Source organism: Paenarthrobacter sp. 10L412 (assembly GCF_056395565.1).
Genome location: NZ_JBFTJT010000016.1, coordinates 1 through 15,117, shown reverse-complemented (window position 1 = coordinate 15,117; position 15,117 = coordinate 1). Strand labels below are relative to the sequence as shown.

The following is a 15,117-nucleotide window of genomic DNA, read 5'->3' as shown; positions in this document are numbered from 1 at the left end:
GTATTGCGGGAATCATCAGGCCCTCCAATCCATTGAAGAGATCATGAAAACTTTTGTACTTGGTGGTGGATGCTTCTGGTGCCTTGATGCCGTGTACCAGAAAACCCGCGGTGTCAGTTCCGTGGTCTCCGGCTACACGGGAGGCCATGTCCGCAACCCTGACTATTACGACGTCTGCTCGGGAACGACCGGTCATGCAGAGGTGGTTGCGGTGACATTCGATGAATCCGTGGTGCCGGAGGAAGTCATTCTGGACATGTTCTTCGCGTTGCACGACCCCACCACGTTGAACCGGCAAGGCTACGACACAGGCACCCAATACCGCTCGTCAATGTTCTACACCACGACGGAGGAAAAGATCCTCTTCGAAGAAGCCATCGAGCGTGCCCAAGCACTCTGGGCCGATCCGATCGTGACGGAAGTGAGCCGGCTACCTGAGTTCCATGAGGCAGAGGAAGTCCATCAGAACTATTACGCCAAATTCCCGTACCAGGGTTATTGCCAGGTCATCATCAATCCAAAACTGGCCAAAGCGCGGAAATATTACTCTGCATGGCTAACTGCTTAGCAGGGTTTCCATGCGGCTGGTTAGGCTGACCTCAGCATTCCCTCTTCAGAGATAGGCATAATCTTCATGGCAAGGATCTACGACGACGTCACCCAGCTGGTCGGCCGCACTCCGCTGGTCCGTTTGAACCGGCTGACCGAGGGCCTTGAGGCCACCGTTGCGGTCAAGCTTGAGTTCTACAACCCGGCCAACAGCGTGAAGGACCGCATCGGTGTGGCCATCATTGACGCCGCCGAAAAGTCCGGTGCCTTGAAGCCGGGTGGAACAATTGTGGAAGGCACCTCCGGGAACACCGGAATCGCGCTTGCCCTTGTTGGTGCCGCACGCGGGTACAAGGTCATCCTGACCATGCCTGAGACCATGTCCACCGAACGTCGTGTCATGCTTCGCGCCTATGGTGCAGAGATCGTGCTGACTCCGGGTTCCGAAGGCATGCGGGGCGCTGTTGAAAAGGCCCAGGAAATTGTTGCCAACACCGAGAACGCCATCTGGGCGCAGCAGTTCGCCAACCCGGCCAACCCGGAGATCCACCGCAACACCACTGCCGAGGAAATCTGGGCGGACACAGATGGCGAAGTAGACATCTTTGTTGGCGGCATCGGTACCGGCGGTACCGTGACCGGCGTCGGGCAAGTCCTTAAGGAGCGCAAGCCCGAAGTCCAGATCATTGCCGTTGAGCCCAAGGACTCCCCCATCCTTAATGGCGGCAGCCCCGGTCCCCACAAGATCCAGGGCCTGGGCGCCAACTTCATCCCGGAAGTCCTTGACACCAACGTCTACGACGAAGTTCTCGACGCCACGCTTGAAGACTCGGTTGCCACCGCCCGCGCCTTGGGTTCCAAGGAAGGCGTCCTCGCCGGCATCTCCGGCGGCGCCGCAGTATGGGGCGCACTGGAAGTGGCCAAGCGTCCCGAGAACAAGGGCAAGCTGATCGTCGTGATCGTGCCGGACTTCGGAGAACGTTACATCTCCACTGTGCTCTTTGACGATATCCGCGGCTAACACTTCGCCCGCAAGCATTCATTTCCTGTAGAAAGGTCTTTGTGAGCTTCTTCGCAAGGCTTAAGGAAGACCTCGATGCCGCCCGGTCACATGACCCGGCGGCTCGAGGTTCTTTTGAGAACTTTTTCGCCTACTCCGGCCTGCACGCCATCTGGGCTCACCGCGTGACCCACAAGCTCTGGCAAAACCCGGCACTTCGCTTCCCTGCCCGCCTGATCTCCCAGTTGGCGAGATTCCTGACGGGCATCGAGATCCATCCCGGCGCAACCATCGGCCGGCGTTTCTTCATCGACCATGGCATGGGCGTCGTTATCGGTGAAACTGCTGAAATCGGCGAGGACGTGATGATCTACCACGGTGTGACGCTCGGCGGCCGGTCCCTTGCCAAGGTCAAGCGCCATCCCACCATCGGGGATCGTGTGACCATCGGCGCAGGCGCCAAGGTCCTGGGTCCCATTACGATCGGTGCAGACAGCGCGATTGGCGCGAACGCCGTAGTGGTGAAGAACGCTCCCCCGGAGTCGATCATCACGGGCATTCCGGCCACATGGCGGCACCGCGACGCGAAATCCGAAACCAAACCGGCGGTTGACCCGGCTGAGTACTACATCGAATACCGGATCTAGCTGAGTTAGCCGGTAAACCTCTTGTAGGAGTTCCAGAGAACGGCGTCAAAGACGCGGTCAGGAAGAACCCTCCGTAAGGCCAGGACGCTCCAGGCTCCCCTACCCACCGGGTAGCGGGTCTTGGGGCGTTTTGCCGTTGACGCGCGAACTATTGCTCTGGCCACTACCCTCGGAGGCGTAGATATCAGCTGTCCGGATGTTGACGCCAAGGCTGCTGCCATGACGTGGGCCTGCCCCTTGTATGGACCTCTACCGGACGCCGATAACAGGCCTTCCCCGGCAATGGTGCCCCATTCGGTGTCTGTTCCGGCAGGTTCAATAAGGACGACGTCGATGCCGTGCGGTTTCAACTCAAGCCGCAAGGAATCGCTCATCCCCTCCACCGCGAATTTTGTCCCGTGGTACCAAGCGCCCAAGGGCTCATAAATTCTTCCGCCGATGGACGAGACGTTGATGATCCGACCGGAACCGGCTTGCCGCATCCTGGGAATAACGAGTTGAGTCATCCTTGCCAGACCCATCACGTTCACCTCGAACTGGCGCCTGCCTTCGGCCAAGGGAACCTCTTCCAGGGAGCCGTAGGAGCCGTACCCTGCGTTGTTCACCAGGACATCTATGTGCCCGTGTGCGGCTTCAACAAGCGCCACAGCTGAGGCCATGGAGTCCTCGATGGTGACATCCAGGTGCATGACGGTGATTCCCTGTGCCTTAAGCGGATGCATCTTCTCCACCCGACGCGCGCCGGCGTAGACAATGAACCCTTCGGACCTCAGGGCACGCGCCGTCTCGAAACCAATGCCGGTAGACGCCCCCGTGACGAAAGCGATGCGTTCGGTCATGGCACTGGCTCCTTGGCTCGTGGCACCCGCGCGATGGCCCAGTACCCGTTCCGGCACGGCAAAGGCCGGCTCCTCCCAGCGTATCGGGGAAGAACCGGCCTTGCGGTGGAACTTAGTGGGTGTCGACGGCCGAGATTTCGGACTTGTCTTCGCCCCACAGCGTGTGGAACGTACCTTCGGCATCAACGCGGCCGTAGGTGTGCGCACCGAAGAGGTCGCGCTGGCCCTGGATCAGCGCAGCGGCAACGCGCTTGCGGCGCAGGCCGTCGTAGTACGCCAGCGAGGAGGAGAAGACCGGTACCGGGATGCCCAACTGGACAGCGGTGGCCACAACGCGGCGCCAGGCCGGGAGAGCCTCGGCGATGGCCTTGGTGAAAGCCGGCGCGAACAGCAGGTTGGCAGGCTTCTCCTCGGCAGCGTAGGCCTTGGTGATGTCCTTGAGCAGTTCGGCGCGAATGATGCAACCTGCACGCCACAGCGAGGCGATCTCGTCCAGCTTGAGGTCCCAGCCGTACTCCTTGGCAGCGGAGGTCAGCATGTCCAGGCCCTGGGCGTAGGAAACCAGCTTGGAGGCATACAGTGCCTGGCGGACGTCCTCAACGAACGTCTCGGGGATCTCCACGGAAGCCTCTTCGCCGGCCAGCAGTTCCTGGCCAAGCTTGCGCTGCTCGGCCTGTGAGGACAGTGCGCGGGCGAAAACGGACTCGGCGATGCCGGAAACCGGGGAGCCGAGTTCCAGGGCGGAGATGACCGTCCAGCGTCCGGTTCCCTTCTGGCCTGCGGCATCCACGACGACGTCAACGAACGGCTTGCCGGTCTTGGCGTCAACGTGGCCCAGGACCTCGGCGGAGATTTCGATCAGGAAGGAGGACAGATCGCCCTTGTTCCACTCAGCGAAAATCCTGGACTGCTCGGCGGGCTCAATGCCGGCGCCGGAGCGGAGGAGATCAAATGCTTCACCGATGACCTGCATGTCGGCGTATTCGATGCCGTTGTGGACCATCTTGACGAAGTGGCCGGCGCCGTCGGTGCCGATCCACGCGCAGCACGGTTCGCCGTCGACCTTTGCCGCAATCTTCTCCAGCAGCGGGCCGAGGGCGTCATAGGACTCCCTGGAGCCGCCGGGCATGATCGAAGGACCGTTCAGGGCACCTTCTTCGCCACCGGAAACGCCGACGCCAACGAAGTGCAGGTCCTTCTTGGCCAGCGCGGCTTCCCGCCGGCGGGTGTCCTCATAGTGCGAGTTCCCGGCATCGATGATGATGTCCCCGGCGTCGAGCAGCGGTTCGAGCTGCTCGATCACGTTGTCAACGGGAGCACCTGCCTTGACCATGATCAGGACACGGCGGGGCTTTTCGAGGGAATCGACGAGTTCCTGCAGCGTTTCCGTGCGGATGAAGTCGCCGTCCGTGCCGTGCTTTTCCAGGAGGGCGTCGGTCTTTTCCACGGAGCGGTTGTGGAGAGCCACGGTGAAGCCGTTGCGGGCAAGGTTGCGGGCCAGGTTGGCGCCCATCACCGCAAGGCCGGTGACACCGATGTGTGCTGACATCAAAACTCCAATTCGATCGTGTACAACGTGTACAAACAGTCCTGCGGGCACGCAGGAAGCGATTTCAAAACCAGGGGCTGTAATAAACCATACGTATTTAAGCCATGAGCAGGAAAGCGGCGCCCACGTTTTGGAACGGCGCCGCGTCATAAACAGTCTATGATGTGCGGGACTTCCGCGGACTCCGACGGGTGCCGAAAGGCATGAGATGCTACACGCGGAATGTCTTCGCCCCACTATGCTTACGTCTATGTCAACCAGCCTCCACCACCGCGCCGTAGAGCATCTGGGAACCCGGATTGTGGGCGGCGCCCTTCCCACCGGCCACGTCATGCTGGCCGAACATTTGGAGGACGAGCTCAACGTTTCGCGCTCGGTGGTCCGGGAGGCCGTCCGCGTCCTGCAGTCGCTGGGCTTGGTGGAGACCATCAAGCGTGTCGGAATCCGCGTCCTCCCGGCACATCGTTGGAATCCCTTTGATCCGTTGGTCATTCGCTGGCGCTTGGCTGGCGAGGGCCGCGGCGCCCAACTGAGGTCGCTCGCGGAGCTGCGTTCCGCCGTCGAGCCTGTTGCTGCGGAACTCGCAGCTGGAAACGCTCCGGAAACCCTGCGCCGGGAACTCGTGGATATTTCACTGGCGATGAAGGAAGCCGGCGACGCCGGAGACATGCCTCGCTTCCTTGACCTCGATATCCGGTTCCATGCACTGGTGCTGTCAGGCTCTGGAAACGAAATGTTTGCCAACCTGATTGGCCAGGTAACAGAGACCCTCACGGGACGTACGGTGCACGGACTCATGCCGGAGCACCCGCAGAAGCAGGCGCTGCAGTGGCATATCGACGTCGCCCACGCCATCGACGCCGGTGACGGCCAGCAGGCCAGGGATGCGGCCGGAAAAATAATGCGCCAAACGATCGCGGAGCTGGCCCCCAGCTGGAACGACCAGCCCCGCGTCTTCGTACCGGTGGCGAAAAACTAATCCTGGAAGTTCAGCAGGACTTTGCCGGACTCGGCTGAGTTCCTGGCTACTTCGAATGCCTCGAGGCCGTGTGCGAGGTCGAATTCGTGCGTTATCACGGGGTCCACGAACAGGGACCCGTCGGCCAACGCTGCGATGACGTCGTCGATTTCGTTGTTGAACCGGAAGGATCCCAACAGTTCCAGTTCGCGGGTGATGGCCAGGGAGATGAAGACCGGCTGCGGGCCCGAGGGCAGCAGCCCCACCATCACCACTTTCCCGCCGCGCGTGGCTCCCTTGATCGCCGAGGCAAGACCGTGATGGCTGCCGGAGGACTCAATGACGACGTCGGCGTCCACTGCTGCGATGGCGTCCGCTTCGTCACCCTTGAGGACCGCATCGGCTCCGACGGCTTGGGCGATTTCCAGCGGTTTGTCATGCATGTCGACGGCAACAATCCGGGCCGCGCCAGCGCGCTTCAGGACGGCGACGGTCAAGGCACCGATCGGGCCGCTGCCGATCACGAGGGCCGTCTTTCCCGCCACGTCGCCAGCCCGGGCAACCGCATGCCAGGCCACGCTGGCCGGTTCCACCAGCGCCGCGGTCCGCAGATCCAGGGTTTCCGGAAGGGCACGGAGCATCCTTGAGGGAAGGGTGGCGTAGCGGCTAAAGGCGCCGTCGGTGTGCGGAAACCGTGCCGCACTGCCCAAATACGTGCAGCCCGGAGAAAGGTTGGGCCGCTCTTCCGGGTAGCGTGCCCCGCCCGGGCCCGGCGTCGCCGGGTGCACGGCCACCGGGGTGCCGGCCACAGGGCCGCTGCCATCGGGCGCCTGCTCGAGGACGACCCCGACAATTTCATGGCCCAGGACCAGCGGGGCCTTCAGGATCGATTCCCCCGCGGCACCATGCAACCAATAGTGCAGGTCCGAACCGCAGATCCCGCCGTAAGCGATCTCCACGATCGACTCATCCGGCGCCGGGGTCCTCAGCGGGACGTCTTCGATCCGCAGGTCCCCCTTGGCATGGGCGACGACCGCGGGGCCGGAGGCTGGGAGGGTGATGCCCATCAGACCACCACCGTCATTCCGCCATCGACGAAGATCGTCTGGCCATTGACAAAATTGGACCCCTGGGACGCAAGCCACACAACAGGCCCGGCCAGGTCAGCGACCGTGCCCCATCGGTGGGCAGGCGTCCTGCCGAGGATCCAGGAATTAAACGCTTCGTCATCAACCAGGTTCTGCGTCATTTCCGTATGGATGTACCCCGGAGCGATGCCGTTGATCTGCAACCCCGAAGCGGCCCATTCAGCAGTCATCGCGCGGGTCAGGTTACGCAGCCCGCCCTTCGCCGCCACATACGGGGCAATCGTAGGGCGGGCAAGGTCCGTCTGGACCGAGCAGATGTTAATGATCTTCCCCCGGCCCCTGGGAATCATATGCCGGGCCGCTTCCCGGCCCACCAAGAAGGCGCTGGTCAAATCCGTGTTGATCACCCGGTCCCAGTCCCTGACATCCAGGTCAAGCATGGGAACCCGGTGCTGGATCCCGGCATTATTGACCAGGATGTCCAGCGGGCCAACGTTGGCCTCGATCCACGCCACTCCTTCGGCAGCCGAAGCCGCGTCCGTCACATCAAACGCCCGGCTGTGGACCCTCCCCGCAGGGTAGTCAGCCGCCAGAGCCTCACACGCCGCTTCCAACCGTTCGGGGTTGATCCCGTTCAATACCACCGTCGCACCAGCATCAGCCAGGCCCCGGGCCAACGCGTTACCAATCCCCCGGCTCGAACCCGTCACCAACGCCACGCGCCCACTCAGATCAAACAATCCACTCATGTTTCTTTAGCATTCCTTCTTGTCTGGACAGGTTTCTTTGGCCGGCATTTAGTTGGCAGCCGAGGACATGGCAAGATTGGCTATCGCTTGGCGAACGACGGCGAGGTCCTGATCGCCAAGTCCTTGGCGTTTAAGCTCGCCGTAAAGCTCGATGGCCGCAGAGGCCATGGGTACCGGGGAGCCCACACTTTCGGCGCTTTGGATCACGAAGGCCAAATCCTTGTGCATGAACTTGGCCGGTCCGGTGGGGGCATAGTCCTTGGCCGCCAAGCGTGGCCCGACTATCTCCAGCACCCGGCTTCCGGCCAAGCCCCCTGCGAGGACCTCATACAGGGCGGCAACATCCATTCCGGAGCGCTCGGCAAGTTCAGCAGCCTCGGCAAGTGCCGCCGTCGTAGTCCCGACGATCAGTTGATTACAAGCCTTGGCGAGCGAGCCTGATCCCAGTGGGCCCATCCGGCGGACTGTTGTCCCCATGGTTTCCAAGAGTGGCTGAAGCCGTTCAAAGTCCGCTTCGGACGCTCCTGCCATAATGGCCAAGGTTCCGTTTTCGGCGCCTATAGTGCCGCCGCTTACTGGCGCATCAACCACCACAGCATTTCCACTGCTGGCCTGATGGACTCTTTCGCCGAACTGCCGGACATCCGTTGGCGAAACGCTGCTCATAATCACGACGGCGGTCCCCGGCTGGGGCGGTTCCGACCCCCACGCATCGAGCAAGCCTTCTGCTGCAGATTCAATGAAGGGCAAATCGGGGAGCATGAAAACGATCGCCGGTTCGTCCCGGAGTTGGGCAACGGTCCCCACCCGGCTGATGCCGGCAAGGCCTTCAAAAACAGCCTCGGAACGGTTCCACGCCTTGACAACCCATCCTGCTTCAGCGATGTTGGCCGCCATGGGAGCTCCCATGAGTCCCAAGCCTACGAAACCCACACGTTTGCTGGTCATGTCGTGAAGAACCTCACTTCTTTGTGTCCATCAAAAGTTTGTCCCAATCAAAATCAACTGTTCAATATCCTAGCCTCCATTCAGTATGATGAACACTATGACGACTGATGAACTTACCATCGCGATCGCTGTACCGCTCGAAGTTGAGCATGTGGAGCGTATTCGCGCCGTGGATCCTTCCGTAACTGTCCTGTACGAACCAGATCTCCTTCCGCCCGAGCGCTTCCCTGCCGACCACAGCGGGGACCCGGATTTCAAGCGGACGCCAGAGCAGGAAGAACGCTACTGGGCCATGCTCAACCGGGCCCAGGTTCTGTACGGCTTCCCTAACGAAAGCCCCGCCGGCCTTGCCCGGATTGCCCGGAGCAATCCCCACCTTCAATGGATTCACGCCATGGCCGCTGGGGCCGGCGGAGCCGTTAAGGCTTCGGGGCTGGATACTGAGACGCTCCGAAAATTCCGCGTCACTACGTCGGCCGGAGTCCACGCGTTGCCGCTCGCGGAATTCTCCGCCTTTGGCATCCTTAACGGCTTCAAGCGCGGCGCCGAAATGGCCCAGGACCAAGCGGCCAAGGTTTGGCCCGAATTGCGAACACCCACCAAGTTGGTCAACGGATCCAAGGTGGTCATTGCCGGGCTTGGCGAGATCGGCATGGAAACCGCACGTATTGCCCGTGCCCTGGGGATGAAGGTCAGCGGCACCAAACGCAACGTAGAGGCCATAGAAGGCATCGACAAGGTCACCAACAATGACGGCCTTGCGGGTCTGGTTGCCGACGCTGACGCTGTAGTGAACACCCTTCCCGGCACTCCATACACAGAGAAGCTGTTCAGCACCGACATCTTCTCCGCAATGAAGCCGGGTACCGTGTTCGTCAACGTTGGCCGTGGCACAGTGGTGGACGAGGACGCCCTTCTTGAGGCCCTCAACAGCGGCCAGGTTGGCTATGCCTGCCTGGACGTCTTTGCCGTCGAGCCGCTCCCGCAGGACAGCCCCCTGTGGAACCACCCCAAGGTGCTGGTATCGCCGCACACGTCTGCACTGAGCTCCGCCGAAAACCGCCTCATCGCGGAACGCTTCTGCGGCAACCTCCGCACGTTCCTGGACGGTGGCGACCTTCCCCACCTGGTGGATCCGGTCCACTTCTACTAGGCCCAGTAAGCTCTGATGCAAAAGGCTCCGACCCCAAGGGGTCGGAGCCTTTCTTGCGCCGATGTTTTTCTGCGCCAATGCTTGGCAGCTGCCAGTGGGCTACTTCGCGTCCTCAAGGGAAAGAAGGTCCCGCCCAGCTGTTTCAGGCGTAAAGAATGTGGTGATGAAGGAAATCAGCGCCAACACGAGCGAGTAGACCGCGAGAACAACCCAGGAGTTATGCGTGGCTGCCAGGAGGATGGCGCCGAGCAGGGGCACAAGGCCGCCGGCCAGCACTGCGGAGATTTCCCTGCTGAGCGCAACTCCGGTGAAGCGGTACTGGGAACCAAACAGTTCAGGTAGCAACGGGCACTGCGGGCCAAGCATGGACTGGACACCCAGCGCGATACCAACCACCATGACTGCCCATACGAGGGTCACGTTTCCGAGAGTCACCAGATAGAAAGCGGGGATGGCAAAGACCGCCTGGAACAAGGCACCATAGCGGTAAACCCGAACGCGGCCAAAGCGGTCAGACAGTGCTCCGAAAGTCACCACCATGACGGCTGCGAATCCAGCGGCAATCAGAAGTCCCACAGGGCCAATGAACTTGTCCCCAGGGAAGACACCTTCCTTGACCGACATGAAGGAGATCAGCAGAGCCGAATAGATGGAAGAGTTGCCGTTCTCTCCCATACGGAGTCCTATACCAACCAGCACGTTCCTTCTGGAGTGCTTCCAAAGTTGGCCGACAGGGTTCTTGACCACATTCTTGTGCTTCTCCAATTCCTGGAATACCGGGGTTTCCTTCAACCTCAGGCGAATGAAGACGGCAACAATGATCAGGACAAAGCTGGCAAGAAACGGCACCCTCCAGAGCCACGCCTCGAAAGCATCCCTATCCGCCAGCTGCAACAGTGCGAAAGTTCCGGCGCCCAGGAGCGTGCCGAGCTGAATGCCCACGAATGGCAGCGACGCGAAGTACCCGCGACGCTTCGGCGGAGCCACTTCTGATATCAGGGTTGTGGCTCCAGCCTGTTCCGCTCCGGCACCCAAGCCCTGGATGATGCGCAACGCCACCAGGAGTACAGCGCCGAGCATTCCGGCCTGCTCGAAGGTGGGCAGCAGGCCGATGGCAAAGCTTGCGAGTCCCATCATGCCAATTGTCAGCAGGAGGACCATTTTGCGGCCAAACCTGTCTCCGATGAATCCGAAGAAAATACCGCCGAACGGCCTGGCCGCAAATCCGACGCCGTAGGTGGCAAAGGACGCGATCAAAGCCCCACTCTCACCCAAGGGTTTGAAGAACAGAGGCCCGAAGATCAAGGCCGAGGCCAGGCCATAAATGTAGAAATCGTAGTACTCCAGGGCAGAACCCACGGAGCTGGCCAGCGTCGCCCTGCGAAGCTGTTCCGGCTCAACCACTGCATCGTCAGCCTCAGCTGCGAGCTTTGCATTAGTACGAGTTGTCACAAGCACTCCCTCAAAATCACCCCAGGCCCCCGTTGGCCCGGCGAGATAGCGATGGCATCACCGCCAAGATCACTATGGTGAACAGAGTACAGCTTGTTGAACGCAGTGCCAAGATTGAAATCAGATTTATTCAAAACCCGACGATTGTGACGTGCAGCACCGCATCAACCCATCGGATTCCCCAGGGAACGGGCCAGTTCCTTGAGTTCCTTGACCATGAGCGCACCCTGCTCCTCTGAATACGTCGCTTTCAGTGCAGTGACTGAGAGCCCCAGGCTGGGACCATGTGCACCGTGGGTGGGCACCGGAACGGCAAGGCACACCACGCCTACGGTGGATTCTTCGTCTTCAAAGGCAAAACCCTGCTTGCGGATCGTGGCGATCTGCGCCTTCAGTTCCTCGGCAGTGCGCAGTGAGTTGGGCGTCATGACCGGAAGTTCCATGCCATCCGGGAACATGGCATCGATGTCGTGATCATGCAATTGCGCCAGGAGCGCCTTTCCTACACTGCAGAGGGAGACCGGCATCTTGTCGCCTATGTTGGAGGTCAGTCGAACTGCAGGATGACCCTCATAGCGGGCAAGGTAAATGACATGGTCCCCGTCCAACATGGCAATGCGGACAGTTTCTCCGGACAGGGTGGGTGCCTGTTCACAGTACTTGTAGAACTCCTGCACTTCGTCCAAACGGCTCAAGTAGGCTGCGCCCAGCTCCACGAGCTTTCGCCCCAAGCCAAAGTCCGCGCCCTGCCTGGTAATAAGCCGCGCTTCTTCCAGTGCCAGCAGCAGATTGGACGTGGACGATTTAGGGATTCCCAACTCCCTGGACAGATCACTCAGGGTGAGGCGGCCCGACGGCGATTCTGCCAATGCTTCCAGAACGGCCGCGGCGCGGGTGACCGCAGGTGCCGGCGATGAGGCGCCCAGTCCTTCGGACCGGGCAGTGCGGGAATCGGCCATGATTCTCCTTCGTCATATCAAACCGGACGTCGTGTCTAACGGCTGTTCATTCAGCTGAACACTACCCATCATAGTGTGATTGCCTGCTGTCCCGCCGGGAGGAATGGGGACTTTGTCGACACACAAGGCCTTAAGGAGGGCTTTACTTTCCAAACCGAAAAGTTCGCTGTATATTCATTTTCGAGCTCTCCACCGCGGCATCCCCCAATAGTCGTGGTGGAGAGCTCATCCATTTCCCGGCGCGAATCCTACGCAGCCGCCCGCTCCTCGCCACGCAGGTACCAGCCGCCACCGCTTCCGTCGCGCACGAGTTCCCAGGTTGCCAGGCTGGACATGGCGTTGCTTCCCAGCCGCACCTGGACTTGCAAGACCTCAACATCCACGCGGCCCTGCCCCCGGGGCATGCGCTTGGAGCTCTCCCACCACGGCACCCTCTCGAACCATCGGAATGGCTCTTCGGCAATCTGCCATTCCCGGCCGCCCCGGACCACCGTAGTTGCCGTGCCGCCCCCTGTAGTGCGGATGTATACCTGTTCCATAAGCCAGACATTAGGCGTGGGCACTGACTTTTTTGTCCGGGCTATTTGTGTCCTGGCTCTTTGTGTCCTGGCTTTTTCGGGAAAAGGAAAACCCCGCCATCTTCGAACCTTGCGGTCCTGGATGACGGGGTTTCTTGGTGGGTCCTACCGGGATCGAACCGATGACATCCACGGTGTAAACGTGGCGCTCTACCAGCTGAGCTAAAGACCCAAAGTTCAGTATCAGTGCCTTAGCGCTTCAACCAACGAACAATGACTCTACATGATCATTCGGGCGAAACACCAATCGAGTCCTCCGCTACAGGAAGGTCAGGCAAATTCCGCGCGAGATAATCCAGGGCGCCGCTCACTCCCACTTCAAGTTTCAGCGCGGCAAATTCGTCACCTCGCGTGATTCCCCTGTTGATGATGACCACCGGCTTGCTTGCCTTCGCCGCATGGCGCACGAACCTCAACCCACTCATCACCGTGAGCGAGGAGCCGGCAACCAAGAGAGCTCCGCCTGCGTCCACCATGGCATAAGCCCGTTCGACGCGGGTTTTAGGAACATTTTCGCCAAAGTAGACGAAGTCAGGCTTCAGCGTGCCGCCGCAGACAGGACAGACTGCCACCACGAATGACTTGATAAGTTCGGGATCTTCCACGGTGGCGTCAGCGTCGGGTGCCATCTCCACCACACCCGCCTCAAGCGCGGCTGCTACGAACCCCGGATTCAGCTCCTCAAGGATGGCGGCGAGGAGCTTTCTGGAAAAAATGTGTCCGTTCTCAAGGCAAATCACCTGATCGAAGCGCCCATGCAGATCCACAACATTAATGCTCCCGGCGTCCTCATGGAGTCTGTCGACGTTTTGGGTGATGAGGCCGGTCAGCAGACCTCGCCGTTCCATGAGGGCGACGGCGGCGTGGCCGGTATTTGGATCAGCATGCCGCAGGTGGGACCAGCCGATATGGTTCCGGGCCCAATACCGCCGTCGATTGGCGGCACTGCCGATGAATTCCTGATAGGTCATGGGGCTCCGTGGCGCTGAACCAGGTCCCCGGTAGTCCGGAATACCCGAATCGGTGCTCAGTCCGGCCCCGGTGAGCATGGCCAGCCGCTTGCCGCCAAGGATGTCCAGGGCCTCCTTCAACGCCGCCTCTTCCCCGGCCTCCAAGGTGGCCGCGATAGCCGGCTCCATGCTGGCGAAGCCAGTCATACCAACACCGGGCCGCACTTGGTTCACCCCCGCTGCACACTCAATTCAGAGAGCGCCTGGCGGTAGCCAGCGAGGTCCCTCGCCTGTCCCCGCGGATTGACCACCACGTAACGGATCAATCCTTCGACATCAATGATGAACGTTCCCCTAAGAGCCATCCCGCTCCGGGGATCAAAGACACCGTAAGCCTGTGCCACAGCTCCATGTGGCCAGAAATCAGCCAAAAGATCGAACTCGTAGCGTTCCTGCTCCGCGTACGCTCGCAAAGCAAATTTGCTGTCTACGGAGATCGCAAGGACCGTGGCGTTCGAGTCTTCGAAGGCGCCGATATTGTCGCGAATCTCACACAGTTCTCCCGTGCAGATGCCGGAGAAAGCGAACGGATAGAACACCACCACAACGTTGCGACCCCTGAAATCCGACAAACGGACCGGCTCGCCATATTGATTCAGCAGTTCAAAGTCAGGCGCTACCTCTCCGATCCCGGGAACGAGCACGGGGGCCGGCGCTTGCTGGACTTCCGTCACTTGTTCTTCTTCGGCACCAGGCGGGTGGCGCTCCAGTCCTTGGATACCGGGGCAGAAGTGGTCAGGTGCAGCCCCGAGGTGGGCGCCGCGTCCTGGATGTCCGCCGGAGAGACGTAGTTGTCGCGGCCGGATTTGGGGGTAAGAACCCACACCACGCCGCCCTCTTTCAAGGTGGTGAGCGAATCCATCAGAGCATCGACCAGGTCACCATCGCCGTCCCGCCACCAGCAAATAACAGCGTCTACGACGTCATGATCATCTTCATCCAACAGCTCAGAGCCCGTGACATCTTCAATGTCGTCACGCAAGTCGAAATCGACGTCGTCGTCGTAGCCGCGTTCCTGAATCAGATCCCCGTCTTTGAAACCCAATCTTTCCGCCACATTTACCGATGTGGCGGCGTCGGCCTCGCTCACGTTTCCTCCTTTTGAAGTGACTTCCATTACTAACAGCCAACACCCTTTGGGCGTGTGCTTCAAGCCATTGTCCCTGCGATGACGCATATTCCGCACTACCTAGGGTGTTTCGAAGCTGTGACAATCACGTGGCATCCGTCACGGAGAGCACCAAGATGTGACATACAACGCCCCTGAAGCCCCACGGCTACGCATCCCAGCGCTGTCAAAGCTAGAGTGGCCATGAGCGCTTTGGCTGCAGGGCGATCGCCCCGAGGAATTCTACTGGGCAGCCATGCGCTCACAAGACCTGCCCGGCGCATCCGACCGGGCTGTTGAAACCGAGATGTCGCACACGACGCGTTCATGACGGGCAGTTACCCTGCCAGACCTGAGGCGCCGATGCATGCGCCTAAAGGAAGGTTGGACGTGGCTGCAGGAGAAGAGACCTCACACATCCTCAGCGGGTTGACTGCCCAGCTGCCTGATCGTGATCCGGAAGAGACCGCGGAGTGGATTGAGTCCCTTGATGCGTTGATCGCGGAGCAGGGCACGGAGCGTGCCCAGTA

At 60.6% G+C, this 15,117-nt stretch carries 16 protein-coding genes and 1 tRNA gene; 5 read left to right on the top strand and 12 right to left on the bottom strand.

The features are described 5' to 3' along the window. Window positions 1-43 precede the first annotated feature (43 nt). The 3 genes from msrA (at window position 44) to epsC (ending at window position 2,196) form a co-directional block, all read left to right on the top strand. A complete protein-coding gene (gene msrA / locus AC1DD7_RS20015; protein WP_477516311.1) occupies window positions 44-568 on the top strand; it encodes a peptide-methionine (S)-S-oxide reductase MsrA in 525 nt (174 codons plus the stop codon). Window positions 569-634: 66 nt separating this feature from the next. Beyond that, entirely contained in the window at window positions 635-1,570 is a 936-nt protein-coding gene (gene cysK, locus AC1DD7_RS20010; protein WP_431115500.1) for a cysteine synthase A, read from the top strand. Window positions 1,571-1,611: 41 nt separating this feature from the next. Then, window positions 1,612-2,196, top strand: a complete 585-nt coding sequence (epsC, locus tag AC1DD7_RS20005; RefSeq protein ID WP_223933212.1) for a serine O-acetyltransferase EpsC — start codon at window positions 1,612-1,614, stop codon at window positions 2,194-2,196. 5 nt (window positions 2,197-2,201) lie between these two features. Here epsC and AC1DD7_RS20000 read toward each other — a convergent pair whose 3' ends face one another. Continuing rightward, window positions 2,202-3,035: an oxidoreductase gene (locus AC1DD7_RS20000; protein ID WP_477516310.1), complete on the bottom strand. Its 834-nt coding sequence runs from the start codon at window positions 3,033-3,035 to the stop codon at window positions 2,202-2,204. Window positions 3,036-3,147: 112 nt separating this feature from the next. Further along, on the bottom strand, window positions 3,148-4,584 hold the full coding sequence (gndA, locus tag AC1DD7_RS19995) for an NADP-dependent phosphogluconate dehydrogenase (RefSeq protein WP_477516309.1): 1,437 nt from the start codon (window positions 4,582-4,584) through the stop codon (window positions 3,148-3,150). A 250-nt stretch (window positions 4,585-4,834) separates the two neighbouring features. Here gndA and AC1DD7_RS19990 point away from each other — a divergent pair, with 250 nt between their 5' ends. Continuing rightward, window positions 4,835-5,563: a FadR/GntR family transcriptional regulator gene (locus AC1DD7_RS19990; RefSeq protein WP_216925444.1), complete on the top strand. Its 729-nt coding sequence runs from the start codon at window positions 4,835-4,837 to the stop codon at window positions 5,561-5,563. Here the strand turns inward: AC1DD7_RS19990 and AC1DD7_RS19985 are convergent. Genes AC1DD7_RS19985 through AC1DD7_RS19975 form a run of 3 tightly spaced genes read right to left on the bottom strand, consistent with a single transcriptional unit; the run spans window position 5,560 to window position 8,327 of the window. Beyond that, complete coding sequence (locus AC1DD7_RS19985) at window positions 5,560-6,609, bottom strand: L-idonate 5-dehydrogenase (protein WP_431115503.1); 1,050 nt, start codon at window positions 6,607-6,609, stop codon at window positions 5,560-5,562. The genes AC1DD7_RS19990 and AC1DD7_RS19985 overlap by 4 nt on opposite strands. Next, window positions 6,609-7,379, bottom strand: a complete 771-nt coding sequence (locus tag AC1DD7_RS19980) for an SDR family oxidoreductase (protein ID WP_431115504.1) — start codon at window positions 7,377-7,379, stop codon at window positions 6,609-6,611. The genes AC1DD7_RS19985 and AC1DD7_RS19980 overlap by 1 nt, the downstream gene beginning before the upstream one ends. Before the next feature lie 48 nt (window positions 7,380-7,427). Beyond that, entirely contained in the window at window positions 7,428-8,327 is a 900-nt protein-coding gene (locus tag AC1DD7_RS19975; protein WP_477516308.1) for an NAD(P)-dependent oxidoreductase, read from the bottom strand. 85 nt (window positions 8,328-8,412) lie between these two features. Here AC1DD7_RS19975 and AC1DD7_RS19970 point away from each other — a divergent pair, with 85 nt between their 5' ends. Continuing rightward, entirely contained in the window at window positions 8,413-9,480 is a 1,068-nt protein-coding gene (locus AC1DD7_RS19970; RefSeq protein ID WP_477516307.1) for a D-2-hydroxyacid dehydrogenase, read from the top strand. A 99-nt stretch (window positions 9,481-9,579) separates the two neighbouring features. On the opposite strand, the gene AC1DD7_RS19965 is transcribed toward AC1DD7_RS19970, so the two are convergent. The 7 genes from AC1DD7_RS19965 to AC1DD7_RS19935 all read right to left on the bottom strand — a co-directional run bounded on the left by AC1DD7_RS19965 (window position 9,580) and on the right by AC1DD7_RS19935 (window position 14,569). Further along, the gene (locus AC1DD7_RS19965) at window positions 9,580-10,938 is read right to left on the bottom strand and encodes an MFS transporter (protein WP_477516306.1); all 1,359 of its coding nucleotides are present in this window, start codon (window positions 10,936-10,938) and stop codon (window positions 9,580-9,582) included. A gap of 158 nt (window positions 10,939-11,096) precedes the next feature. Beyond that, window positions 11,097-11,891, bottom strand: coding sequence for an IclR family transcriptional regulator (locus AC1DD7_RS19960; protein WP_431115508.1), 795 nt, complete (start codon window positions 11,889-11,891; stop codon window positions 11,097-11,099). Window positions 11,892-12,139: 248 nt separating this feature from the next. Further along, entirely contained in the window at window positions 12,140-12,430 is a 291-nt protein-coding gene (locus AC1DD7_RS19955) for a hypothetical protein (RefSeq protein WP_477516305.1), read from the bottom strand. Between the two features lie 135 nt (window positions 12,431-12,565). After that, a tRNA-Val gene (locus AC1DD7_RS19950) sits at window positions 12,566-12,641 on the bottom strand. A gap of 55 nt (window positions 12,642-12,696) precedes the next feature. Then, entirely contained in the window at window positions 12,697-13,626 is a 930-nt protein-coding gene (locus AC1DD7_RS19945; RefSeq protein ID WP_477516304.1) for an NAD-dependent protein deacetylase, read from the bottom strand. Between the two features lie 23 nt (window positions 13,627-13,649). Further along, window positions 13,650-14,153: a peroxiredoxin gene (locus tag AC1DD7_RS19940; protein ID WP_477516303.1), complete on the bottom strand. Its 504-nt coding sequence runs from the start codon at window positions 14,151-14,153 to the stop codon at window positions 13,650-13,652. Next, entirely contained in the window at window positions 14,150-14,569 is a 420-nt protein-coding gene (locus AC1DD7_RS19935; RefSeq protein ID WP_431115512.1) for a DUF3052 domain-containing protein, read from the bottom strand. Before AC1DD7_RS19935 ends, AC1DD7_RS19940 begins: the two co-directional genes overlap by 4 nt. Window positions 14,570-15,117: the final 548 nt, after the last annotated feature.